This window comes from Asticcacaulis sp. W401b (genome assembly GCF_046503825.1).
Classification (GTDB): domain Bacteria; phylum Pseudomonadota; class Alphaproteobacteria; order Caulobacterales; family Caulobacteraceae; genus Asticcacaulis.
This window is the reverse complement of record NZ_JBKFEE010000010.1, coordinates 43,470-63,770: the sequence shown is the minus strand read 5'-3', so window position 1 is coordinate 63,770 and position 20,301 is coordinate 43,470. Positions and strand designations below refer to the sequence as shown.

Sequence of the window (20,301 nt, the reverse complement as noted above, 5' to 3'; positions counted from 1 at the left end):
GACATCCCTCCTTGCAAGCCCTTGGGCGTAGCGGGGAGGGGGGACCGCGAAGCGGTGGGTGGGGCGTTCAAGCGAAGAATGCCCCCTCCGTTGGCTTCGCCGACACCTCCCCGGTAAACAGGGGAGGAGGAAAGAAGAATGACCACACCCCGTTCTTTCAAAGGCAGCTTCTTCCACGCCCCCGTCTGCGGCGGCATTGAGGTTCTGCGCGACACCCTGATCCGCTGCGACGCGGAGGGCCGCATCCTTGAGGTCCTGCGCCCCGACGCGCCGACCTATGCCGAAGTCCTGAGCGAAGACCGCGCTGCCGGGCGGCTGGAAACCCTGCCAGAGGGCACCTACGCCCTGCCGGGCTTTTGCGACCTGCACATCCACGCCCCGCAGTGGCCGCAACTGGGCAAGGCGCTGGACGTGCCGCTGGAAGTCTGGCTGCAAAAGCATACCTTCCCGCTGGAAGCGCGCTATGCCGACCTGTCATTCGCGCGCCGCGCCTACGAAGGGCTGGTGGACGACCTCCTGTCGAACGGCACCACCACGGCGCTCTATTTCGCCACCCAGCATCAGGACGCCACGCGCCTTTTGGCCGACATCTGTCTGACCAAGGGCCAGCGCGCCCTGATCGGCAAGGTGGCGATGGACAACCCGGAGCAATGCCCGGACTTCTACGTCGAATCCACCGACGCCGCCCTGCGTGGCACCGAAGCCTTTATCGACCATGTGCGCAGCCTCAACAGCGCGCGCGTCAAGCCAGTGGTCACGCCGCGCTTTATCGCCTCGTGCACCGATGCGGCGCTGGAAGGGCTGGGCGACATCGCCCGTCGCTGCGGCTGCCACGTTCAGACCCACTGCTCCGAAAGCGACTGGGAACACAATTACGTCCTTGATCGCCACGGTCGCGAAGATACCGACAGTCTGGATCGCTTCGGCCTTTTGACACGGCACACCGTGCTGGCCCACGCCAACTTCATCTCCGACGCCAATATGCAGACCATCCGTGACCGCGGCGCTGGCGTCGCCCATTGCCCGCTGTCCAACTACTACTTCTCCAACGCCGTCTTCCCCCTCAAACGCGCGCTGGAAAAAGGCGTGCGCGTGGGCCTCGGCACCGATATTTCCGGCGGGCCGTCGTCCTCGATCTATGACAATATGCGCTGGGCCGTCGCCTCGTCCCGCGCTCTGCACGACGGCGTCGATGCGCGCCTGCACTGGGACAATCGCGGCATCCGTGACAGCCAGATCGACTGGCGCACCGCCTTCTACCTCGCCACCAAGGGCGGGGCCGAAGCCCTGGACCTGCCCGTCGGCAGTTTTGAGCCCGGCCGCTATTTCGACGCGCAGCTTATTGATCCGCAGGCCGCCAGCGGGACCATCCGCCTGATGGACGACCTCGATAGCGACGCCGATGTGCTGCAAAAAATCGTCTATACGGCCTCAAAAGCCAATATCGCGCGCGTCTGGGTCGCGGCTGAGCGCGTTGTGGAACGGTCTAAGGATTCCGGGGTCAGTTGACCCGGACCCGGATGTGGGGCGGGGAAGGTTTTAGCCACTAAAAACACAAAAAGCACGAACGGGAGCCTGTGGCACAGGTCTGCGCCTGACCTATCAAATGCAGCGCTGTGCTACGCGAGATTTATAGGAACCACAGATTACACAGATTTCACAGATTATCCGTGTCTGCATCACGCAGGGGTGCGTAGCGCCAATCTGTGCCATCTGTGAAATCTGTGGTTTCTGAACCTTTCGGCGCGCAGCGCCCCTCACTCGTGCAGGCCGCACAAAGGTAAGAGCCCTGCGGGCCGGGCGTTTCAACGCAAAGAGGTTCGTGCCGTTCGTGGTGTTTCCTTCACCCCGTATCCAGCGGGAACAGATCGGGCCACAACAGGTTGAGGTCTTCGCGGCTGTAGGCTTTCAGCGCTTTCAACAGCGTGTCGCGCGTTTCGCCCATTTCATACAGGCGGGGGAGTCGGTCGCCGTGCAGGATTTCCACATCCTCATCGCGGATCAGGCCGTAATCGTGTTCCGTTAACGGCGTATCCTGCGGCCGGGGGATGGCGACCGTGTTCAGCACGCGCTCCCGCAGAGCCATTTGATGCGGCGTCAGGGGCCGCGACGGGGCAGCAGGTTCAGATTTCGGTTGGGGTTGAGGTTTGACCTCGACCGGCGCGACAGGCGCGGGTGCAGGCTGTGGCTGGGGCTTGGGTTGTGATGCGGCCTTGATCTGGTCAATCCTGGCCTTGAGTTCGCCGACGTAATCGCGCGGCGGGCATGGCCACTGCATCCCTTTCAGCGCATCGGATTTGAGCGTGATGAAGGGCACGTCCGGCGCCTTGTCCAGCCGGTTTCCGGACCATTCGAGTTTGTTTTTCAGCTTCACCTGATCTTCGATGGCGGCGATGGCGTGTTTGTGCGCCTGTGCCTGAGAGGCGTCGCAGCGGGCATAGAGGCGCTCGATCATCAACGCTGTTCGGATACCCTTGGTGACCGCGTCCGGCGTTTCAGGCGCGTCCATCGCGCTTAAGGCCAGCAACATCCGGTCCGCATAGGCGCGCAAATGTTCGCGCCGCTGTTCGGGGGTTAGAGAGCCAGCCATGTCCGTCGTCTCGGTCATGCCCAAAAGGGTAACCGCGCTTTTTATGGCGGGGATAGATTTCGCGCCTCTAAACCGGGTGCAGGGGCTGTGCCCCTGCCCGCCGGAGGCTCTTGAACGGCCAAAAACAAGGCCCAAAAATCAGATCGAGAAGCTGACACCACAGCCGCAGGACGATTTGGCCTGCGGGTTGAGGATTTTGAACTGCGCGCCGACCAGTTCTTCGACATAGTCGATGATCGACCCGGCCAGCAGGGGGGCGGAGACTTCGTCGATCAGGGCCTGAGCGCCCTCATAGGCGATAACGGTATCACCGTCTTCGGGCGCTTCGACCAGGTCGAGCTGGTACTGAAAGCCGGAGCAGCCGCCGCCTTCGACGGCGACGCGCAACAGGATCGGGTGCCCGGCGTCGGCGGACAGGCGGTTGAGGTGGCGCGCGGCGCTGGCGGAAAGCGTAATCGGGTTCATGGGCTCAATATAGCGCGGGGCGGGCGCGAGTTTTAGGGGGCTCAGAGCGTATTTTGTTCAAATTGAATCGTAACGCCGTTCGGCGTAACAAAATATCGCTCTAAATTTTTGGTTTGCCGCGCTTTTTTTCCCGAAAAGTGCGTCCCACTTTTCGGAAAGCGCTCTGAGTCACTTTTTTGTCATGAATTTGCATTGCAAATTGGCGCGCAGAGGGGGATTTAGGGCGTAAGTATCACTGCGAAAGACCCTGCCCGTGCACGATCCGCTGATCCTGACGCTTGCGCCCTATAGCGAAAACCATGCCCGCTCTCGCGGACGGTTATATAGCGAGCCGGACAGCCTGACGCGCACGGCCTTTGCGCGCGATCGTGACCGGGTGATCCACTGCACGGCCTTCCGGCGGCTGAAGGGCAAGACGCAGGTCTTTGTGGCCGATAAGGGCGACTATTTCCGTACGCGCCTGACGCATTCGATCGAGGTGTCGCAGGTGGCGCGCTCGCTGGCGCATACGCTGGGGACCGATCAGGATTTGGCCGAAACCATCGCCCTGTCGCACGATATGGGTCATTCGCCGTTCGGTCATGCGGGCGAGGACGAGTTGCACAAGATGATGGAGCCGTGGGGCGGCTTCGATCACAATGTGCAGACCTTCCGCATTGTGACGCGGCTGGAGCACCGCTATCCGGCGTTTGAGGGGCTCAATCTGGCTTGGGAGACGCTGGAAGGGGTGATCAAGCACAACGGCCCCGTGGCGCACAAGCTGGGCAATCCGGCGTGGAAGGCCGTGGCCGATTTCAGCGATTTCTGGGACTTGCGCCCGGAAACCTATGCGTCGCTTGAGGCGCAGATTGCGGCGATTTCCGACGACATCGCCTATAATAATCACGATGTTGATGATGGTTTGCGCGCCGGGCTGTTTACGCTGGCTGACCTGCGCGACATCCCGCTGATCGGACCGGCGATTGCCGAGGTGGAAAAGGACTGGCCGCTGATCGACCAGAGGCTGCTGCGGCTGGAGGCCATCCGCCGCGTGATTGGCTTCATGATCCGCGATGTCTGTCTGGAAACCGAGCGGCGGTTGAAAGAGGACGGCATCGAAACGGCGGAGGATGTGCGCCGCGCCGGGCGTCAGATGGTGGCCTTTTCGCGCACGGTGAATGAGGACCTGTCGCGGCTGCGGGCCTTTCTGTATGCGCGCATGTACAAGCACTATACGGTCAACCGCCACCGCTCGCAGGCGCGGCGCGTGCTGAACGACCTGTTCCGCCTCTATATGGAGGAGCCGGAGGTGCTGCCCCCCAACTGGTACGGGCGGGTGTGCACCAAGGATACCGAAACCCAGCGTGCGCGCGTGGTCTGCGACTATATTGCCGGGATGACGGACGCCTATGCCATCGAACAGCACAGGCAGTTGTTCAGTATGTCATAGAGGCCGGCTCTATTGCACAACTCGGAGATTACGCCTTCGGCTCCAGCAGGTCCCACAGATTGCCGAACGTGTCGCGGAACACGGCCACTGTGCCATAGGCTTCGTGGCGCGGGGCCTCGGTAAAGACCGCGCCTGCCGCGCTGAAGCGCACGTGGTCGCGGGCAAAGTCATCGGTGAACAGGATCAGAAAGACGCGCCCACCGGCCTGATTGCCGATGGCGGCACGTTGAGCCTCATTCGAGGCCTTGCCCAGCAGCAGGCGCGTTTCGCTCGAACCGGGCGGAGCTATCAGCACCCAGCGCTTGCCGCCGCCGAGGTCGGTGTCCTCGATCAGGTCGAAGCCCAGCCCGGCGCAGTAATGGGCGATGGCCTCATCGTAATCGGGCACGACGAGGGTAACGGCGGCGATCTGGCTCATATTTTAGTCGCGCCTCCGTATCCAAAAACCGCTACTCCCTTCTTGGGGGCGCTCATCGGCTCGATTTCTTGACCAGAAACATCGCGGCGTCGGCTTCGGCGATCCATTCTTCGGCCGAGGCCTGTCCTTCGTAGGCGCGCACGCCGAACGAACCGCCGACGCGCAGGTAAAGGCCCTGATATTCAAAGGTGGCGATATTCAGTTCGGCCTCAAGCTTCTGCGCCTTGCTGCGGGCGACGGAGACGTCGGCGTGGCGCAGCAGTATGGCGAATTCGTCGCCGCCCAGACGCCCGACTGAATCGCCTTCGCGCACATTGGCGTTAAGCCGCTCAGCAATGTGGATCAGCGCCTTGTCGCCGGCGGCGTGGCCGTAGGTGTCGTTGATGGCTTTGAAACCATCGAGATCGAGATAGATCAGGCAGGCCGGGTCGCCATAGCGGCGGCCATCCCCCATGGCGCGGCCCAGATCCCGCAGGAAGGCGCGGCGGTTGAGCGTCGGCGTCAGCACATCGTGATCGGCGTGGTGCTCAGCCAGCGCCACCTGCTCGGTGAGGGCCTTGATATCGGCCTTCAGGCGGATGTTTTCGCGGATCAGGCTGTCGATCAGCGTGCGCGCCGCCAAGGGCCATTCATCACCCGTCTGGGGCTCCGGCGCGGGCGGGGTAGGGGCCGGGACGGGCTGGGGGGCGCCACCAAACTGGCTTTGCAGCAGGGCTTGCATCGACGCCGTCAATCCGCCCGCGGACAAGGCGGAGGGCTCAGAATCGGCAGAGGCTGAGGGCGGCAAGGCGGTCATGCGCCCAAGATTAGCGGCGTTTGGAGCGCGAAGCGAGTGCTATTTGCACAGACGCCCCTTGCAGGCCGGGGCCTAATCCTATAGTTCGCGGCCTTTCAGCTTTCGGAGGTGGGCATGACCGCGTCGAAACCCAGAGTCGCCATCATTATGGGCTCGCGCTCGGACTGGCCGGTGATGAAAAAGGCCGCTGAGGCGCTGGACGGCCTGGGCGTCACCTATGAGGCGCGCGTCGTCTCGGCGCATCGCACGCCGGAGCGCATGGTCGAATTTGCCAAATCCGCCAAGGCTGAGGGTTTTCAGGTGATTATCGCTGGCGCCGGTGGGGCCGCCCACCTGCCGGGCATGACCGCCTCGCTGACGCCGCTGCCGGTGCTGGGCGTGCCGGTGCCGGTGCGCGACGGGCTGAAAGGCCTCGATTCGCTCCTGTCGATCGTGCAGATGCCGGGCGGTGTGCCGGTCGGCACGCTGGCGGTGGGGGAAGCGGGTGCCAAGAATGCCGGACTTCTGGCGGCGCAGATTCTGGCCCTGTCCGATCCCGAACTGGCGATCCGCGTCGAAGCCCTGCGTCAGGCGCAGACCGACGGCGTGCCCGATAGCGTTGAGGACTAAACCATTGAAACCGCTGCCTTTGGGGTCAAAAATCGGCATTCTGGGCGATGGTCAGTTGGGGCGGATGCTGTCGCAGGCGGCGTCACGGCTGGGCTTCAAGGTGGTGGTCTATGGGCCCGACGCCGAATCGCCGGCGGCCAGCGTCTCGGCGGTGTCGAAGGTGGCGCGCTATACGGATGAGGCGGCGCTCGATCGCTTTGCCGCGGCCTCGGACGTGATTACGTTTGAGTTTGAAAACGTGCCGGTCGCCTCGCTCGACTATCTGGTGTCCAAAGGCGCAAAGGTCGCCCCCAATGCACGGGCCCTGGGCATCACGCAGGACCGTATCCTCGAAAAGCGCTTTGCCCGCAGCGTCGGCATAAACACCGTTGATTTCTATGAGATCAACAGCCTTGATGATCTCGAAAAGGCGATTGCCGCCAATGGCTTGCCCGCGCTTCTGAAGACGCGCCGCGAAGGCTATGACGGCAAGGGTCAGGTGTGGATTCGCGCCGCCGACGAAGCGAAAGCGGCCTTCGACAGCCTCAATGGCCGCCCGGCGATTCTGGAGGCCAAGGCCGATTTTCTGCGTGAAGTCTCGGTGATCGCCGCGCGCGGCTACGACGGCGCGGTGAAGACCTATCCGGTCGGGGAAAATCACCACGTCAGCGGCATTCTTTCGACCACTCTGGCCCCGGCGGTGGTGTCGAAGAGGCTGAAAACGCGCGCGGAGACGATTGCCAGGAAGGTGCTGGAAGGCCTTGATTATGTGGGCATTTTGGGCGTCGAGCTGTTTGTGCTGGAAGGCGATGAGCTGATCCTCAACGAGATCGCGCCGCGCGTGCACAATACCGGCCACTGGACGCAGGACGGCTGCCTGTGTGATCAGTTCGAGCAGCATATCCGCGCCGTCGCTGGCTGGCCGCTGGGCGACACCACAGCGCGTTTTCAGGTCGAAATGACCAATCTGCTGGGGCCGGATGTGCTGGCCTGGGAAGCCCTGTCGCAGGAGCCGGACTCACGGCTCTACATCTATGGCAAGGATGATCCGCGTCCGGGCCGCAAGATGGGCCATATCAACCGCTTGAAGGCGAGTCTTTAAGCCGCCGCCCCAAAGCGCAGCTTGCCCAGAAATTCCACGGCCCCCAGAAGCGCGTCTTCCGGCTTCAACGGCAGTTTGGCCTTGAATGTTTCAAACGCCATCACCTGCTCAATATTGCGGGAGATCTGTTCGTGCTGGGCCTCAACCCCTTGCGTCAGGCGCGTCATCAGGGCCGTGGCCAGAATGCCGGACACTATGGCGCGTTTGGAATAGTGGTTTTCGTCCAGCGCCTTATCCCCCGCCTTGCGCCACACAAGGTCAGCCGACTCCCACAACAGGCGGCGATAAAGCCCCAGATGCTGCGGCAGGCACAGGTGCCCGATCAGGCGGTGCGTCGCGCGTTCATCGGCGCAGGCGGCGTCGATGCGGCGGTTGAGCAGGAAGCCTATGCGTTCACGCACCTTCATCGCAGACAGTTGCGCGTCAATGTCATCACCCGCAAGCGCCGCATCGCCCTGACGCCACAGGATCGCGGCGATGTCCGACGGCCCGTTGGGGCAGATCAGTTCAACCTCGGCGGGGCTGAGGCCGATTCGCGCACCCGCGACGCGCACGGTGACGCGGGTCAGGCCCAGATCAGGCATCAGCGCGGAACAGGCCGTGGCCAGTGACTGTTCCAGTTCGGTAAGGGCATTTACGGACATGGACCCAGAATAGGCCCAAGCCCGCCCCGCGCCAAGACCAAATTGCACCTGCGTCAAAAGGCAACAGCCCGATAAAATGTTTAATCCGGCGTTTTTCAAAGGCGGTGCGGCTTGAATTGGGCGCGGGCATGATGTAATGGCTTCGCCCACACGCCCGCAGACCACGGTTTGCGGGCAGCTTGTTTTCACCCTCCGCCCTTTTATGGCCCGAACTTCAAAAGGGCGAGGCGGTCCGTCGCAAGGCTTAACGGCCCGGCGGAACAGACAGAATGGAGAGATACCTCTGGTACAGATCTTTGTCCGCGACAACAATGTCGATCAGGCCCTGAAGGCGCTGAAGAAGAAGATGCAACGTGAAGGCTCCTTCCGCGAAATGAAGCGTCACGTCCACTACGAAAAGCCCTCTGAAAAGCGCGCTCGCCAGCAGGCCGAAGCCGTGCGCCGCGCCCGCAAGTTGGCGCGCAAGCGTCTGCAACGCGAAGGCGGTGCGACCACGGGCCGCTCGAAGTAAGCCTTACGGACACGATCCGATCTTTAAAAAGCGTCGAAGCCTCAGCTTCGGCGCTTTTTGTTTGGCTTTTTTGCATTGCAAAAAGTCAAACCTGCGGCAATGAATAGCGGCATGTGGGGTAAGTCGATGAAACACCAGAAAGACACGCAGCCGAACGAGGCGCTGATTGCCATTCGCACCATCGCCATGCCGGCGGACACCAATCCGGCGGGCGATATTTTCGGGGGCTGGCTGATGTCACAGATGGACCTCGCGGCCGGAAACGTCGCCGCGCGCCGGGCCGTGGGTCGCGCCGCCACCATCGCGGTCGAAGGCATGACCTTTCACACGCCGGTGCGCGTAGGCGACGAAGTGTCCGTCTATGCTGAGCTGATCTCGACCGGTCGTACCTCGATGAAGATCCACGTTCAGGCGTGGCGGCGCTCACGCGACTCCGACGTGCGCATCAAGGTGACCGATGCCGACTTTACCTTTGTCGCCATCGACGAAAACGGCAATTCGCGCCCGCTGCCTCTGCCGTGAGTTAGAGCGCATTCCGAAAAGTGTGCAACGGTTTTCGGAATCAAATGCGCGATAAAACAAAATGTTAGAGCGGAGTTTCGATTCAGTCTGAACGAAATCCGCTCTAAGGCATAGCCTTGCGCAGGGCCTCGTTCATGCGGCTCTGCCAGCCCGCGCCGGTGGCGCGCCAGGCCGCCAGAACATCGGCATCCAGCCGAAGATGCACGGACTGTTTCGGTGTCTCCAGCGGTGGGCGACCACGTCGGATAGAGGCCGCCAGTTCCGGGAAGACCTCGGCAAACGGCCGCATATTGGCAAGCTGTTCGTCCGTCAATTCGGGGTTGTCGGGGTCAGAAGCGATCATGGCCTGAATACGCGCTTCTTCGGCGTCGGTGAGCGGCGCGATTTTAGACTTCGACATAGTTCTTCCTTTCTTTCTTGCTGGCCGGGCGCATCGAAATCACATTGAGCGCTTCTGTGCCCAGCGGGCGAAAGACAGCGGCGACAACGAGCTGATCATCGAAATAACCGACGGCAACGAAGCGGCCCAGCTTCGCATCCGCGATGCGTGCGGCCTCGAAAAAGCCGATCGTCAGGTCGGCAAAATCCAGCCCGTGCTTTTCGAAGTTTCTCAGACGCTTTCGGTTCGTCATAGATGATCAATATAATTATTGTGTACACGATAATGTGCAGCGGGTCAATTATCGTGTCGTAACACTGTCTTTATAAAGACGTTGACCAAAGCCGCGCGCCTTGTCATTTTCTCCGCCAGTCAGGGAGGCAGAAATGGCCAAGGCATCGGTAACGGACCGGCTTGTCACGTGGTTCACCGTGTGGGACGAGGACAAGACGCGCAGCGTGCTCAATATCACGCTGGCCGTGCTGACGGGTCTTTTGTTCGGCATGGTGCTCGATACCATCCTGCGTCAGGTCGGCAATTACATGTTCCCGCCGCCGCCGACCTTCGATATGGCCAGCCCCGAAGACATCGCCAAACTGCTCGATACGGTCCCGGCTGACGCCTATATCATCAAGATCATTTCATGGGCGCTGGGCACGCTCGGCGGCGGCTATTTGGCCGTGCGTATGGCTAAGGTCGGGGCCTTTCCGGCGTGGCTCACCGGGGTGCTGCTGGTGGCCAGCTACATGATCCATATGAGTTTCATCCCGCACCCCACCTGGGTGGTGCTGATCTGCCTGCCGCTGTGCGCCGTGTCGGCCTTCGCCGCGGGTCTGCTCGGCAACTACATGCTGATCCGCCAGACGCGCGGTTAATCTAAGACACCGCCCTTATTTCGGCTTGGCCTCGATCCTGAGCAGGGTCGGGGCCTTGTCCAGCGTCACGCGCGCCGCCTTAGCCTGCGCCGCCGGTTGAAACACCGGATGCCCGTCCTTGGTCTTCGGCAGGGCCGCGCCCTTGCCATCGGCGCCGATGGCCTGCCCGCCCGCTGCCCCGACAAAGACGATGCGGTCGAGATTGGGCACCGCCAGGCTCATCACACCGGCGGCCTTTTTGGCCCCGGCGCGCGACTGATCGACGGCCTTTTTGAGGTCGGGGGCGGCGTAGGCGGCCGCAGGCGGCAGGGCGGCGGCGATCAGCAGGGTCAGGCCCATCTTGCTGCCGTCCGGGCGCGTGACCGTAACCGGGGCCTTGGCTTTCAGCGCCGCGACGGGGGGCAGGGGCGTCAGGGTGTTATCGGCGGCTACGTTGAGCGGCGTCTCGCCATTATGCTTCAGCACCAGCCGGATATCCGACAGCTTAGCCCCGGTCACCGCCAGTTTATAGGCCAGCCGGAAGTGCGTGCGTTCAGCGGCCGGCAGGTTCAGGTAGTTGAGCAGGAACGGAAAGATGTCCGTGCACGGCACGTCCTTGGTTTCGGCCCGCGCCGCAGAGGCCCCCATGAACGCCAGCGCTGCGGCCGACCCTACGAATCCCCGCCGATTGAAAACAGTCATTAACCACCCCGCAAAAAAAACAGACGATCCCGAACTGTGGTTCGGGATCGCGGCAAAATCACGGCTATCTCAAATCTATTTCGCCCGGTCGTCAATGCCGATCTTTGACGGCGTGGCGTCAAAGCTGACGCTGACTGCACCAGGGTATTCCGACGGCACCAGATAGGGCGTGCCGGCCGGATAGGCGTCGTCAACGGCGGATTTCGGCAGCAGCTTCTGGCTGCCATCGGCCATCGTCACGCGCGCATTGCCGGAGCCGACAAAATACAGCCGGTCGAGCTTCGGTTGCGTCAAGGCCAGCACGCCGCCGACCTTGCGCATCACGCTGTTGCTCTGCGTCACAGCCTTGGCCAGCGGGGCGAGCGTCATGGTCTTCGCCGGGGTTTCGGTAGCATAGACGCGCACGCGCATCGACACGCCCTTTTCCGGTCCATTGACGACCACCGTAGCCCCGCCGCGCAACTGCGACAGCGTCGGCAGGGGGGTGATGCGCCCGTCACCGCCGATGTTCAGCTTCTGGCTCTGGCCATTGTGCTTGAGTACGATGCTGGCGCCTTGCGTGCCGCCTTTGATCTTCAGAATATAGGCGACGGTGATCTCATCGCGCTCCGAGGTCGGCAGGGCGAGGAATTTCGACAGGAAGGGAAAGGCCTGATCGGCGGAGATTTCGCGCTGGGTCTGCTGCGCAACGGCGCTCACGGGGATCAGCCCGGCGGCGGCCGGCGTCAGGCACAGGGCGGCAGCCAGCAGGGCAGGCTTGGCGGCTTTGACAAACATAGGCAGGTCCATCTTTCTGTTCTTTCTGTTGTTCTAGCCTATGCGTTTTACAAAATTAAGGCTGAACCGCAGATGAAGAGATCAGAAAGGCATCAGGACGACAGATGACGCGCCGTCATCAGGGCGTGTGCGGTGGCAATAATCTCACGCAGCACGTCCATATCCACCTCGCTGAGGCGCTTGATATAGATGCAGCCGCCGCCGGTAGTATGCTTGCCAAGGCGGGCGAGGTGATCGGCCTGCTCCGGGGCGCTTGCCAATACATAGAGGGTCAGGGCGGCGCTGCGCACGGCAAAGGCGCTGAGCGGCCACGGCACCGTCGTCTTGCCGCTGAGATAGGTGTAGCGGCCATAGCCGATCAGGGACGTCCCCCACACGACCGGCGGCTCGCCTGTGACGTCCGTAAACAGGCGAAGCAGGGTCTGGGCGTCGGCGCGCATCTTCTCCGGCGCTTTCGCATCCAGAAAGGCCACGGGATCGGCGTCGGTGGGCTGGGTCTTCGGTTCGGCCATGCCCTCAGACTGTGGGCGTAACGCGGGTTTGTCAAGCAAACGGCAGGCAGGTGGGCAAGCTCTGGACGTCAGTTGGATGCCCCCAGCGCGGCGGCAGGTCATTGCGGTCACGCACCCAGTCCTCGACCATGGCCGCCTGCTGCTCATAGCCATAGTCTGTAAAGGCTTTGCCGGGGATGAGGCGGTAGCGATAGCGCCCGCGTTCGCGCCACAGATAGCGCCACACGGTCAGGCCGTTGGCGTACTGCCACACGTGTGTCAACTCGTGCGCCAGCAGGGCCAGAACCTCCGGACGAGCCGAAAGATCGGCAGGCAGGTCGGGCCAGAAAATCCTGCGTCCACGCACCACGATCAGCGGCCCGCAACCGAGCGCCTGAGACAGCCACGACAGCGGATGCGCCCGCCCGATCAGCCGCACGCCCTCGACCGGCACGGCGGCGATCAGTCCCGCAGGCAGGGCCATGCGTTCGGAAAGGGTGAGGGGGCGTTCCATCGTCTCTATGTAAGGCGGGAAGGGTGGTCGGGAAAGGGCGGTTGACGCCCGCCGCGCCCCTGCCTATCCAAAGCGCAAGGAGAAACCCCCATGTCGTCTGTCGTCTCTTCGCCCATCGTCTTTACGGGCCGCGTCTGCGATGCCGAAGCGCAGGCATGGATTGCTGCCCTCTCCGCCGCCTTGCCGGATATGCCTGTCTTGCCGTTAAGCGACACCGACCCGCAGGCGGTTGAGGTGGCGGTGGTGGCCAATCCTGACCCGGCGCTGTTGCAGGCCCTGCCGCGCCTCAAATGGGTGCACAGCGTCTGGGCCGGGGTCGAGCGGCTGGTGGCTGAGTTGCCGGTAGACCTGCCGATTGTGCGGCTGGTCGATCCGGAACTGAGCCGCGTGATGGGCGAGGCGGTGCTGGCCTGGACGCTCTACCTTCAGCGCGACATGCCGGCCTATGCGCGTCAGCAGGCGGCGCGCCAGTGGCATCAGCGGCCCTATCGCGCGCCGTCGGTGGTGACAGTGGGGGTGCTGGGGCTTGGCCATATGGGGCTGACGGCGGTGGCGCGGCTGCAGGCAGCGGGTTTTCGCGTTCTCGGCTGGAGCCGCACACCGAAATCTACCGATTTTGAGGTGTCTACGGGCATGGATGGGCTCAAATCCCTGATGTCGCAGGCCGATGTCGTGGTCAACCTGCTGCCTTCGACGCCGGGCACGCGAAGGATTCTGAACGCCGAAACCCTGGGCTGGCTGCCGCCGGGCGCGGGGCTGATCAATTTCGGACGCGGCGCGGCGCTCGACATCGACGCGCTCTTGCAGGCGCTGGACCACACCCTGTCGTACGCCGTGCTGGATGTGTTTGACTCTGAACCTCTGGAGGCCGCGTCTCCCCTGTGGCACCACCCGCAGGTGACGGTTCTGCCGCACATCTCCGCCCCGACCAACCTCCACACCGCGGCGCAGGTGGTGGCGGATAATCTGCGCCACTGGCGGATGACGGGCCAACTGCCGCCGACGGTTGAGCGCTCGCGCGGCTATTAGAGCGATGTGCGGAAAAGTGTGAGCGGTTTTCCGCAAAAACATCGCGATAAAACAAAAATTTAGAGCGAAATGACGATTCCACTCAACGCTTTAAGCGCGTCTTCAACGGCCGGATGCGGTCAGTATCTCCGGCCGTTGGTATGAGTCTGCAACGTCTTGCCAGATACGGTCTCGCGTGTAACCTTTCACAGACAAAGGCTGGAGGGCATGGGTTATGAAGCGTCTGGTATCCTTATTGAGTATCGCCATCTGTCTGGCCAGCCCGGTTCAGGCGGCGCCCAAACCCGATCCGGTACGCGAAGCCTCCGTGGATCAGCTTCAGGCGGCCATGACGCGCGGTGAGCTATCGGCAGAGGCCATCACCAGAGCCTCCATCCGCCGCATCGAAGCCTATGACAAATCGCGCCAACTCAATGCTGTGATCGCGCTCAATCCCGATGCGCTGGCTGAGGCGCGTGCGCTGGATGCCGAACGCAAGGCGGGCAAGGTACGCGGGCCCCTGCACGGCATCCCCGTCCTGATCAAGGACAATGTCGAAACCAGGGACGCCATGCCCACCACGGCGGGGTCTCTGGCGCTGAAAGACAATGTGACGGAGCGTGACGCGCCGGTGGTGGCACGGCTGCGGGCCGCTGGAGCGGTCATATTGGGCAAGACCAACCTGTCGGAATGGGCCAATATCCGCTCGACCCGTTCGATGAGTGGCTGGAGCGCCGTGGGCGGCCTGACGGGCAATGCTTATGACGCGCGCCGTTCGGCCTGTGGCTCGTCGTCGGGCAGCGGTACGGCGGTGGCGTGGAGTTTCGCGGTGCTGGCCGTCGGGACGGAAACTGATGGCTCAGTCGTCTGTCCGTCGGCCATGAATGGACTGGTAGGGCTGAAACCGTCCATGGGGCTGATTTCGCGGACCCATGTGGTGCCTATCTCGCACAGTCAGGATATTCCGGGACCGATGGGCCGCAGCGTGCGCGATGTGGCGCTGATGCTGTCGGCCATGGCGGGCAGCGACCCGGCCGATCCGGTGACTCACGAAGCCGATGTGCGTAAAATTGACTATGCGGCGGGCCTGTCGCCCGATGCCCTGAAAGGGGTGCGTATCGGCGTGCTGCGCGACCGCACGGGCGGTCCGGGCAAGGTTGAAGCGGCCTTTAACGCCGCGCTCAAGCATCTGGAGGCGGCCGGCGCTGTGCTGGTCGATATTGCTGACTCGTCGGTTGAGGGGTTGGATGCCGCCGAACTCAACGTGCTTCAGACCGAGTTGAAGGCCGATCTCAACGCCTATCTGGCCACCACGCCAGCGACGGTCAAAACGCGCACCCTGTCGGACGTCATCGCCTTCAACAAAACCGAGGCCGGCCGCGAAATGCCCTTCTTCGGGCAGGAGTTCTTTGAGGCCGCCGAAAAGACGCAGGGACTGGACGATCCGGCCTATAAGGCCGCCGCCACCCGCGCGAAAACCTTTGCGCGCAGCCATATAGACGGGCTTCTCAGCGCCTATGGCGTGTCGCTGCTGGTCGCGCCGACCTATGGCCTGCCGTGGCTTTCAGATGAGGTCAATGGCGATCAGTTTTCCGGCCCGTCGGCCAGCCAGTGGCCCGCTATGTCTGGCTATCCGCACCTGACCGTGCCGATGGGTCAGGTGCAGGGCCTGCCGCTGGGGATGTCCTTTATCGGCACCCAGTGGTCGGACGCAAACTTACTGAGTGCCGGTTTCGCTTTCGAGCAGGTGGCGAAGGCACGGGTGGCTCCCACCCAATAAGGTAATACGTCTTGAGGTGTTTTTAACGGCGCGCCGCTATGGCCGCGCCTTCATCCTTATGCGGTTGGGCGTAGGGTGCGCAGACCAAGCTGTTCTGCCGAGGATAAGATGACCCGCCGTATCGTCCCTGTCGCCACCAAGGTGCTGAGCCTTCTGCCCTTCGTTCAGACCCTGACCGGTCGCGCCCCGTCGGCCAAACTGATGGCGGCGGCGGGCCTGATCAATACGCCCTATGCGCGGCGTGTGGCCCCCGGCCTGAGCGGTCTGATCAGCGTCGGTCTGGCCGTCGTGGCGGTGGCCCGCTTCGTCAAGGACATCCAACGCCGTAAGACGGCGCGGATCAGCGGGAGGGGGGGATGAGCGCCGTCTTCGCGCCTGATGCCGCTTTAAGGGCCCGGCGCGCGCTGGGCCTCAGCCTGTGGACCGCCGGGGTGGTGCTGACGGTGGGTAGCGGGGCCGTTGCGGCGCGTATTGCCACCTTTGATGGCTCCATGCTGACCCAGGTCGATGAGCGCCGCGACCCGCACGCCGTGTTCCCCGCCACGGAAGCCGTAAAGCGCGATGTGCTGGATGTGCGCCCGCCGGTGGTGGAAACGCTCGCCCTCGCCAGCGTCTGGCCCGCGACTGAGGCCTTGCCCCCGCCCGAAGACGCCACTTCGGTCAGCTCTGAAACCTCTGCAGCGGCGGATATGGCCTATGTGTCGCCGGATGTCAGCGATGCGGCGGCTCTGGCCGAGGCCACCCGGCCGCGCGCCGTGCCGGGCGTCATCGAATGCACCGACACCTGTTTCGACGCGCATCAGGCGGCCACAGACACCGTCGAAACCGCGGGTGGCGACACCACCTCCCTGCCGGCCGTTACACCGGACTCAGCGGCCCGCCCGGAGACCGTGGCACTGGATGACCTGTTGCCCCGCCGCTGAGGCGTCAACCTCTGGACGAGGGGGTACGGGGCGGGTTAGGGTGCTTCATCTGAAAGCGACGAGGAGGGGCGCATCATGCACGGGTCGAAAGTCAAAAAGGGGCTGGTCAGCCTTGTCGTGATGGCCGCACTGGGTTTGGGGGCTCAGGCGCACGCCCAGACTGCAACATCCACTCAGGGTGACGCACAGGCCGCTGCGCTCAAGACCTGTATTGCCAGGGCGGTGACGCCGGAAGATGAACGTCTGATTGTGCGCTATGTCTTTTTCATGATGGCACGCCACCCCGACGTGTCGCGCTATGCGGCTATTTCGCAGGCCGAACGCACGGCCCTTGACCGTGACGTTGGGACCATGATGACGCGGCTGATGGTCGATCAGTGCGGGAATGAAATCCGCGAAATCTACAAAAGCGGCAATCAGACTGTCGTGGAGAACGCCTTCGGAGAGGCCTTTTCGAGCGTCGGTGAGCGCGGCATGGAAGACCTGATGGCCCATCCGGATGTGCAGACGGCCTCGATGGGGTTCGTCACCTATATGGACATGAACAAGGTGGTGAAGCTGTTCCTGCCGAAATAAGGTCTTTCATTAACCTTAGGCGTTAACCGGAAACCGCCTCTTAAGATTTGGCGGGTTAAGTTCGGAAGAATCACGAAGTTCTCCGGACCCCTCCTGCATGTTTCAGATTATCGGTATTGTCGTCCTGTTTGCCACGGTGTTCGGCAGCTATCTGTGGTCCGGCGGGTCCATGGCGCCGATTCTGCACTCCCTGGCTTACGAACTTACGGGCATCTTGGGGGCCGCCATTGGTGCCACGCTGATCGCTAATGACCTGCATACCCTGAAGGGAATGGCCGGGGGATTGGGTAAGGTGTTCAGCGGTCCCAAGTGGAAGGGCTCCGATTATCGCGATCTTCTGTCGCTGTTGTTCCAGTTGACCAAGACGATGAAGGCCAAGGGGGTCATCGCGCTGGAAAGCCATATCGAAAAGCCGCATGACTCCTCGATCTTCTCGCGCTACCCCAAGATCATGAAGGACCACTTCGCCATCGACTTCATCTGCGACACGCTGCGTATGATGACGATGAACCTCGAAGACCCGCATCAGGTTGAGGACGCGATGGAAAAGCAGCTCGAAAAGCATCACCACGAGGCTGCGCATCCCGCTCATGCTCTGCAAAACATGTCAGACGCCCTGCCGGCGCTGGGTATCGTTGTGGCCGTTCTGGGGGTTATCAAGACCATGGGTGCCATCACCGAGCCGCCGGAAGTGCTGGGTGGCATGATCGGCGGCGCGCTGGTCGGCACCTTCCTGGGTGTTATGCTGTCCTATGGGCTGGTTGGGCCGTTTGCGGCCCGTCTCAACGGTATCGTTGAAGAAGAAGGCGCCTTCTACAAGATCATTCAGGCGGTGCTGGTGGCGCACCTGCACGGCAATGCGGCGCAGATTTCGGTCGAAATCGGTCGTGGCAACATCCCGTCCGGGGCGCAGCCGTCCTTTGCCGAGATGGAAGAGGCGCTCAACAATATCCCGAACGAATAGGGTAAGGTTAACGCAGGGGCGAATCCGTCCCTCTGAAAAGCCGCAATTTCCCGCCTTTGGCGTATTTTGAGGGGGAATTGCGGCTTTGTTGCGAGAGGTGATCACATATTTGTGAAAACACCCCTTGCGAGACTCGGCGGTTTTGCGTATGAAGGAGTCGGGCGCAGTTGCTAGGCGCTCTAACGTTAGAATCTAAGGATCTGGATCCATGACCTCTGAAATCGTCCGCAAGGCCCTGCTCGCCGCCGCCGCCGTCGCCGCTCTGTCGGTTGCCGCTTGCTCGAAGCCGGCTGAAGAGCCCGCCACCACCGAAGAATCCGCTCCGGCTGACGCTTCGGCTGACGCCTCGGCCACTGTCGAAGCTTCGGAAGCCGCTTCGCCGGCCGCCGTCGAAGCTCCGGCTGCTGAAGCTCCGGCTGCTGCTCACTAATCCCCTGCGCCTCACGGCGCTAGATTAGACAAGAGTTTGGAAGAGGTCGTTCCCGGGAACGGCCTCTTCTTTTTTGTGCGTGAGCCCGATGACCGACGACCCCCAGCTTTATTTTGCCGAAGACGGTAACCCGCGTTCAGCGCGTTTCGATGACATCTACTATTCCTTACAGGACGGTCTGTCGGAGACGCGCGCGGTGTTCCTGAGCGGCTGTGGCCTGCCTGATGGCTGGGCGGGGCGACGTCATTACACGGTGGGCGAACTGGGGTTTGGCACCGGGCTCAATATCGCCGCCCTGATGCAGCTGTGGGCCACCCACCGCCCGGCGCAGGGCCACCTGCACCTGTTTTCCGTCGAAGCCTATCTGATGCCGCGTGAGGCCGCCGCACGCGCACTGGCCAGCTGGCCGGAACTGGCCCCTTTTGCCGAGGCGATTATCGCGCGCTGGCCGCCGCAACGGCGCGGCTTTCACCTGATGACCTTCCCCGAATGGGGCGTGACCCTGACTCTGGCCCTGATGGATGTGCGCGACGCGCTGAACCAGTGGGATGGCAAGGCCGATGCGTGGTTTCTCGACGGCTTTTCCCCGGCGCAGAACCCTGACATGTGGGCCGATGACGTGCTGAGCGCCGTGGCGACGCACAGCGCGCCGGGCGCGCGTCTGGCGACCTTTACCGTGGCGGGGTTTGTGCGGCGGGGGCTTCAGGCCGCCGGCTTTGAGGTGTCGAAACAACCCGGCTTTGGCCGCAAGCGCGAACGGCTGGAGGCGGTTTTCCCCGGCACGGTCAAAGCGCCCGCCGCGCCAGAACGCATTGCCCTTATCGGGGGGGGCATTGCCGGGGCTTCGATCGTCCACGCCCTGCGCCATTACGGGCATTCGGCCACCGTTTTCGATATCGGCCCGCAGGCCTCGGGCAATCCGGCGGGCCTGGTCACGCCGCGGCTGGATGCCGGGGGCGGGCCGATCAGCGCCCTGTTTGCCGATGCGCTCTATGCCGCCACCGACCTCTATGCGCGCCTGTGCCCCGAAGCCGTGCTGGCGCAGGGGGTGCAGCAGCGCTGCGCCGACGCGCGCGACGAAGCCCGCTTTGCCAAAATCGCCGCCCAGCCCGACTTTGCGCCGGGCGATATGATACTCACCCCTGAAGGGCTCGGGATGGCACGCGCGGCGTCGGTGCGCCCGCCGGAGATCGTTAAGGCGCTTCTGGGAGACGCTCCGTTGGTAGCCGAAACCGTTGTGCGCGTGGAGCCCGCTGCGCCGGTGCGTATCGTGACCGACCGCGCGGTCTATGAATTTGACCGGGTGTTTCTGGCCTGTGGCGACGGGATTTTCGATCTGCCGTGGGCCGAGGCGCTCGATCTGCGGCCAGTGCGCGGGCAGATCGAAACCGCCGCCGCCCTGCCACCGGACCCGCAGCCGCAGGCCTGGGGGGGCTATTACGTGCCGATGCCCGAAGGGTTTGTCTTCGGCTCGACCCATATTCGCGGCGATCGCGCAACGGAGGGGCGTGACGATGACCGCGCCCACAATCTCGACACCCTGCGCGCGGTCCTCCCCGAAGCGGCGGACAGGGCTGCGGGGGGCACAGTGTCGCGCGCCGCGGTGCGTGTCACCACGCGCGATCACCTGCCGGTGATGGGGGAGGTGGCATCTGGCCTTACGGCGCTGACCGGTCTGGGGGCGCGCGGCCTGTGTCTGGGGCCGCTGCTCGGCATGGCGGCGGTGGCGCAGGCGCTGGGGGTGCCGTCGCCGCTGACTGTGGCATCCGCGCATCGGTTGCGCCCGGAAAGATTACAGTCTGTACATAGTCATTAAATGGCCTGATTCCGCTCGCCTC

Annotated in this window: 26 protein-coding genes; 15 read left to right on the top strand and 11 right to left on the bottom strand. The window is 63.0% G+C overall.

Going from position 1 to position 20,301, the window contains the following annotated elements; all coding sequences use genetic code 11:
• Positions 1-138 precede the first annotated feature (138 nt).
• Positions 139-1,509 (top strand): guanine deaminase, encoded by a 1,371-nt coding sequence (gene guaD / locus ACK8OE_RS16465; protein ID WP_410273450.1) that lies wholly within the window; start codon positions 139-141, stop codon positions 1,507-1,509.
• 334 nt (positions 1,510-1,843) lie between these two features.
• Here guaD and ACK8OE_RS16460 read toward each other — a convergent pair whose 3' ends face one another.
• On the bottom strand, positions 1,844-2,608 hold the full coding sequence (locus ACK8OE_RS16460; RefSeq protein WP_410273449.1) for a hypothetical protein: 765 nt from the start codon (positions 2,606-2,608) through the stop codon (positions 1,844-1,846).
• 120 nt (positions 2,609-2,728) lie between these two features.
• Entirely contained in the window at positions 2,729-3,055 is a 327-nt protein-coding gene (locus ACK8OE_RS16455) for a HesB/IscA family protein (protein ID WP_410273448.1), read from the bottom strand.
• Between the two features lie 253 nt (positions 3,056-3,308).
• Between ACK8OE_RS16455 and ACK8OE_RS16450 the strand changes: the two genes are divergently transcribed.
• Positions 3,309-4,484: a deoxyguanosinetriphosphate triphosphohydrolase gene (locus ACK8OE_RS16450; protein ID WP_410273447.1), complete on the top strand. Its 1,176-nt coding sequence runs from the start codon at positions 3,309-3,311 to the stop codon at positions 4,482-4,484.
• A gap of 28 nt (positions 4,485-4,512) precedes the next feature.
• Here the strand turns inward: ACK8OE_RS16450 and ACK8OE_RS16445 are convergent, their stop codons facing one another.
• Together ACK8OE_RS16445 and ACK8OE_RS16440 are read right to left on the bottom strand one after the other, a co-directional pair.
• The gene (locus ACK8OE_RS16445) at positions 4,513-4,902 is read right to left on the bottom strand and encodes a VOC family protein (protein WP_410273446.1); all 390 of its coding nucleotides are present in this window, start codon (positions 4,900-4,902) and stop codon (positions 4,513-4,515) included.
• Positions 4,903-4,954: 52 nt separating this feature from the next.
• Positions 4,955-5,698: a GGDEF domain-containing protein gene (locus ACK8OE_RS16440; RefSeq protein ID WP_410273445.1), complete on the bottom strand. Its 744-nt coding sequence runs from the start codon at positions 5,696-5,698 to the stop codon at positions 4,955-4,957.
• 114 nt (positions 5,699-5,812) lie between these two features.
• On the opposite strand from ACK8OE_RS16440, the gene purE reads away from it, so the two are divergent.
• Together purE and ACK8OE_RS16430 are read left to right on the top strand one after the other, a co-directional pair.
• Positions 5,813-6,307, top strand: coding sequence for a 5-(carboxyamino)imidazole ribonucleotide mutase (purE, locus tag ACK8OE_RS16435; protein WP_126423554.1), 495 nt, complete (start codon positions 5,813-5,815; stop codon positions 6,305-6,307).
• 4 nt (positions 6,308-6,311) lie between these two features.
• Complete coding sequence (locus ACK8OE_RS16430; protein WP_410273444.1) at positions 6,312-7,388, top strand: 5-(carboxyamino)imidazole ribonucleotide synthase; 1,077 nt, start codon at positions 6,312-6,314, stop codon at positions 7,386-7,388.
• Here the strand turns inward: ACK8OE_RS16430 and ACK8OE_RS16425 are convergent.
• Complete coding sequence (locus ACK8OE_RS16425) at positions 7,385-8,032, bottom strand: COQ9 family protein (protein WP_410273443.1); 648 nt, start codon at positions 8,030-8,032, stop codon at positions 7,385-7,387. The two genes, ACK8OE_RS16430 and ACK8OE_RS16425, sit on opposite strands and share 4 nt — an antisense overlap.
• A 277-nt stretch (positions 8,033-8,309) precedes the next feature.
• On the opposite strand from ACK8OE_RS16425, the gene rpsU reads away from it, so the two are divergent.
• Together rpsU and ACK8OE_RS16415 are read left to right on the top strand one after the other, a co-directional pair.
• A complete protein-coding gene (rpsU, locus tag ACK8OE_RS16420; protein WP_041659477.1) occupies positions 8,310-8,543 on the top strand; it encodes a 30S ribosomal protein S21 in 234 nt (77 codons plus the stop codon).
• A gap of 126 nt (positions 8,544-8,669) precedes the next feature.
• Complete coding sequence (locus tag ACK8OE_RS16415) at positions 8,670-9,065, top strand: acyl-CoA thioesterase (RefSeq protein ID WP_041659479.1); 396 nt, start codon at positions 8,670-8,672, stop codon at positions 9,063-9,065.
• Positions 9,066-9,168: 103 nt separating this feature from the next.
• On the opposite strand, the gene ACK8OE_RS16410 is transcribed toward ACK8OE_RS16415, so the two are convergent.
• Positions 9,169-9,465 (bottom strand): BrnA antitoxin family protein, encoded by a 297-nt coding sequence (locus ACK8OE_RS16410; protein WP_410273442.1) that lies wholly within the window; start codon positions 9,463-9,465, stop codon positions 9,169-9,171.
• Positions 9,452-9,697, bottom strand: coding sequence for a BrnT family toxin (locus tag ACK8OE_RS16405; RefSeq protein WP_410273441.1), 246 nt, complete (start codon positions 9,695-9,697; stop codon positions 9,452-9,454). The genes ACK8OE_RS16410 and ACK8OE_RS16405 overlap by 14 nt, the downstream gene beginning before the upstream one ends.
• A 133-nt stretch (positions 9,698-9,830) precedes the next feature.
• Between ACK8OE_RS16405 and ACK8OE_RS16400 the strand changes: the two genes are divergently transcribed.
• A complete protein-coding gene (locus ACK8OE_RS16400) occupies positions 9,831-10,319 on the top strand; it encodes a hypothetical protein (protein ID WP_290793077.1) in 489 nt (162 codons plus the stop codon).
• Between the two features lie 15 nt (positions 10,320-10,334).
• Here ACK8OE_RS16400 and ACK8OE_RS16395 read toward each other — a convergent pair whose 3' ends face one another.
• The 4 genes from ACK8OE_RS16395 to ACK8OE_RS16380 form a co-directional block, all read right to left on the bottom strand.
• Positions 10,335-11,000 (bottom strand): hypothetical protein, encoded by a 666-nt coding sequence (locus ACK8OE_RS16395; RefSeq protein ID WP_410273440.1) that lies wholly within the window; start codon positions 10,998-11,000, stop codon positions 10,335-10,337.
• Between the two features lie 75 nt (positions 11,001-11,075).
• A complete protein-coding gene (locus tag ACK8OE_RS16390) occupies positions 11,076-11,789 on the bottom strand; it encodes a hypothetical protein (RefSeq protein WP_410273439.1) in 714 nt (237 codons plus the stop codon).
• Between the two features lie 80 nt (positions 11,790-11,869).
• Positions 11,870-12,289, bottom strand: a complete 420-nt coding sequence (locus tag ACK8OE_RS16385) for a DUF1801 domain-containing protein (RefSeq protein ID WP_410273438.1) — start codon at positions 12,287-12,289, stop codon at positions 11,870-11,872.
• Positions 12,290-12,320: 31 nt separating this feature from the next.
• Positions 12,321-12,782: a hypothetical protein gene (locus ACK8OE_RS16380; protein WP_410273437.1), complete on the bottom strand. Its 462-nt coding sequence runs from the start codon at positions 12,780-12,782 to the stop codon at positions 12,321-12,323.
• Between the two features lie 90 nt (positions 12,783-12,872).
• Between ACK8OE_RS16380 and ACK8OE_RS16375 the strand changes: the two genes are divergently transcribed.
• The 8 genes from ACK8OE_RS16375 (at position 12,873) to mnmD (ending at position 20,279) form a co-directional block, all read left to right on the top strand.
• Positions 12,873-13,811 carry a 2-hydroxyacid dehydrogenase gene (locus tag ACK8OE_RS16375; protein ID WP_410273436.1) on the top strand — a complete coding sequence of 313 codons (939 nt, stop codon included), beginning with the start codon at positions 12,873-12,875 and terminating at the stop codon, positions 13,809-13,811.
• 214 nt (positions 13,812-14,025) lie between these two features.
• On the top strand, positions 14,026-15,570 hold the full coding sequence (locus ACK8OE_RS16370; protein WP_410273435.1) for an amidase: 1,545 nt from the start codon (positions 14,026-14,028) through the stop codon (positions 15,568-15,570).
• 108 nt (positions 15,571-15,678) lie between these two features.
• Positions 15,679-15,930, top strand: a complete 252-nt coding sequence (locus ACK8OE_RS16365; protein WP_410273434.1) for a hypothetical protein — start codon at positions 15,679-15,681, stop codon at positions 15,928-15,930.
• Positions 15,927-16,493, top strand: a complete 567-nt coding sequence (locus ACK8OE_RS16360; RefSeq protein ID WP_410273433.1) for a hypothetical protein — start codon at positions 15,927-15,929, stop codon at positions 16,491-16,493. The genes ACK8OE_RS16365 and ACK8OE_RS16360 overlap by 4 nt, the downstream gene beginning before the upstream one ends.
• 75 nt (positions 16,494-16,568) lie before the next feature.
• Entirely contained in the window at positions 16,569-17,069 is a 501-nt protein-coding gene (locus ACK8OE_RS16355) for a hypothetical protein (protein WP_410273432.1), read from the top strand.
• A 97-nt stretch (positions 17,070-17,166) separates the two neighbouring features.
• The gene (motA, locus tag ACK8OE_RS16350; protein ID WP_126423567.1) at positions 17,167-18,033 is read left to right on the top strand and encodes a flagellar motor stator protein MotA; all 867 of its coding nucleotides are present in this window, start codon (positions 17,167-17,169) and stop codon (positions 18,031-18,033) included.
• 208 nt (positions 18,034-18,241) lie between these two features.
• Positions 18,242-18,463 (top strand): hypothetical protein, encoded by a 222-nt coding sequence (locus ACK8OE_RS16345; RefSeq protein ID WP_298333350.1) that lies wholly within the window; start codon positions 18,242-18,244, stop codon positions 18,461-18,463.
• An 88-nt stretch (positions 18,464-18,551) separates the two neighbouring features.
• Positions 18,552-20,279: a tRNA (5-methylaminomethyl-2-thiouridine)(34)-methyltransferase MnmD gene (mnmD, locus tag ACK8OE_RS16340; protein WP_410273431.1), complete on the top strand. Its 1,728-nt coding sequence runs from the start codon at positions 18,552-18,554 to the stop codon at positions 20,277-20,279.
• Positions 20,280-20,301 lie beyond the last annotated feature (22 nt).

Bases quoted from the DNA above. Each gene is read 5' to 3' on its own strand.
- guaD (WP_410273450.1), top strand. From the start codon at position 139: ATGACCACACCCCGTTCTTTCAAAGGCAGCTTCTTCCACGCCCCCGTC.
- ACK8OE_RS16460 (WP_410273449.1), bottom strand. From the start codon at position 2,608: ATGACCGAGACGACGGACATGGCTGGCTCTCTAACCCCCGAACAGCGG.
- ACK8OE_RS16455 (WP_410273448.1), bottom strand. From the start codon at position 3,055: ATGAACCCGATTACGCTTTCCGCCAGCGCCGCGCGCCACCTCAACCGC.
- ACK8OE_RS16445 (WP_410273446.1), bottom strand. From the start codon at position 4,902: ATGAGCCAGATCGCCGCCGTTACCCTCGTCGTGCCCGATTACGATGAG.
- ACK8OE_RS16440 (WP_410273445.1), bottom strand. From the start codon at position 5,698: ATGACCGCCTTGCCGCCCTCAGCCTCTGCCGATTCTGAGCCCTCCGCC.
- purE (WP_126423554.1), top strand. From the start codon at position 5,813: ATGACCGCGTCGAAACCCAGAGTCGCCATCATTATGGGCTCGCGCTCG.
- ACK8OE_RS16425 (WP_410273443.1), bottom strand. From the start codon at position 8,032: ATGTCCGTAAATGCCCTTACCGAACTGGAACAGTCACTGGCCACGGCC.
- ACK8OE_RS16415 (WP_041659479.1), top strand. From the start codon at position 8,670: ATGAAACACCAGAAAGACACGCAGCCGAACGAGGCGCTGATTGCCATT.
- ACK8OE_RS16410 (WP_410273442.1), bottom strand. From the start codon at position 9,465: ATGTCGAAGTCTAAAATCGCGCCGCTCACCGACGCCGAAGAAGCGCGT.
- ACK8OE_RS16405 (WP_410273441.1), bottom strand. From the start codon at position 9,697: ATGACGAACCGAAAGCGTCTGAGAAACTTCGAAAAGCACGGGCTGGAT.
- ACK8OE_RS16400 (WP_290793077.1), top strand. From the start codon at position 9,831: ATGGCCAAGGCATCGGTAACGGACCGGCTTGTCACGTGGTTCACCGTG.
- ACK8OE_RS16395 (WP_410273440.1), bottom strand. From the start codon at position 11,000: ATGACTGTTTTCAATCGGCGGGGATTCGTAGGGTCGGCCGCAGCGCTG.
- ACK8OE_RS16390 (WP_410273439.1), bottom strand. From the start codon at position 11,789: ATGGACCTGCCTATGTTTGTCAAAGCCGCCAAGCCTGCCCTGCTGGCT.
- ACK8OE_RS16385 (WP_410273438.1), bottom strand. From the start codon at position 12,289: ATGGCCGAACCGAAGACCCAGCCCACCGACGCCGATCCCGTGGCCTTT.
- ACK8OE_RS16380 (WP_410273437.1), bottom strand. From the start codon at position 12,782: ATGGAACGCCCCCTCACCCTTTCCGAACGCATGGCCCTGCCTGCGGGA.
- ACK8OE_RS16375 (WP_410273436.1), top strand. From the start codon at position 12,873: ATGTCGTCTGTCGTCTCTTCGCCCATCGTCTTTACGGGCCGCGTCTGC.
- ACK8OE_RS16370 (WP_410273435.1), top strand. From the start codon at position 14,026: ATGAAGCGTCTGGTATCCTTATTGAGTATCGCCATCTGTCTGGCCAGC.
- ACK8OE_RS16365 (WP_410273434.1), top strand. From the start codon at position 15,679: ATGACCCGCCGTATCGTCCCTGTCGCCACCAAGGTGCTGAGCCTTCTG.
- ACK8OE_RS16360 (WP_410273433.1), top strand. From the start codon at position 15,927: ATGAGCGCCGTCTTCGCGCCTGATGCCGCTTTAAGGGCCCGGCGCGCG.
- ACK8OE_RS16355 (WP_410273432.1), top strand. From the start codon at position 16,569: ATGCACGGGTCGAAAGTCAAAAAGGGGCTGGTCAGCCTTGTCGTGATG.
- motA (WP_126423567.1), top strand. From the start codon at position 17,167: ATGTTTCAGATTATCGGTATTGTCGTCCTGTTTGCCACGGTGTTCGGC.
- ACK8OE_RS16345 (WP_298333350.1), top strand. From the start codon at position 18,242: ATGACCTCTGAAATCGTCCGCAAGGCCCTGCTCGCCGCCGCCGCCGTC.
- mnmD (WP_410273431.1), top strand. From the start codon at position 18,552: ATGACCGACGACCCCCAGCTTTATTTTGCCGAAGACGGTAACCCGCGT.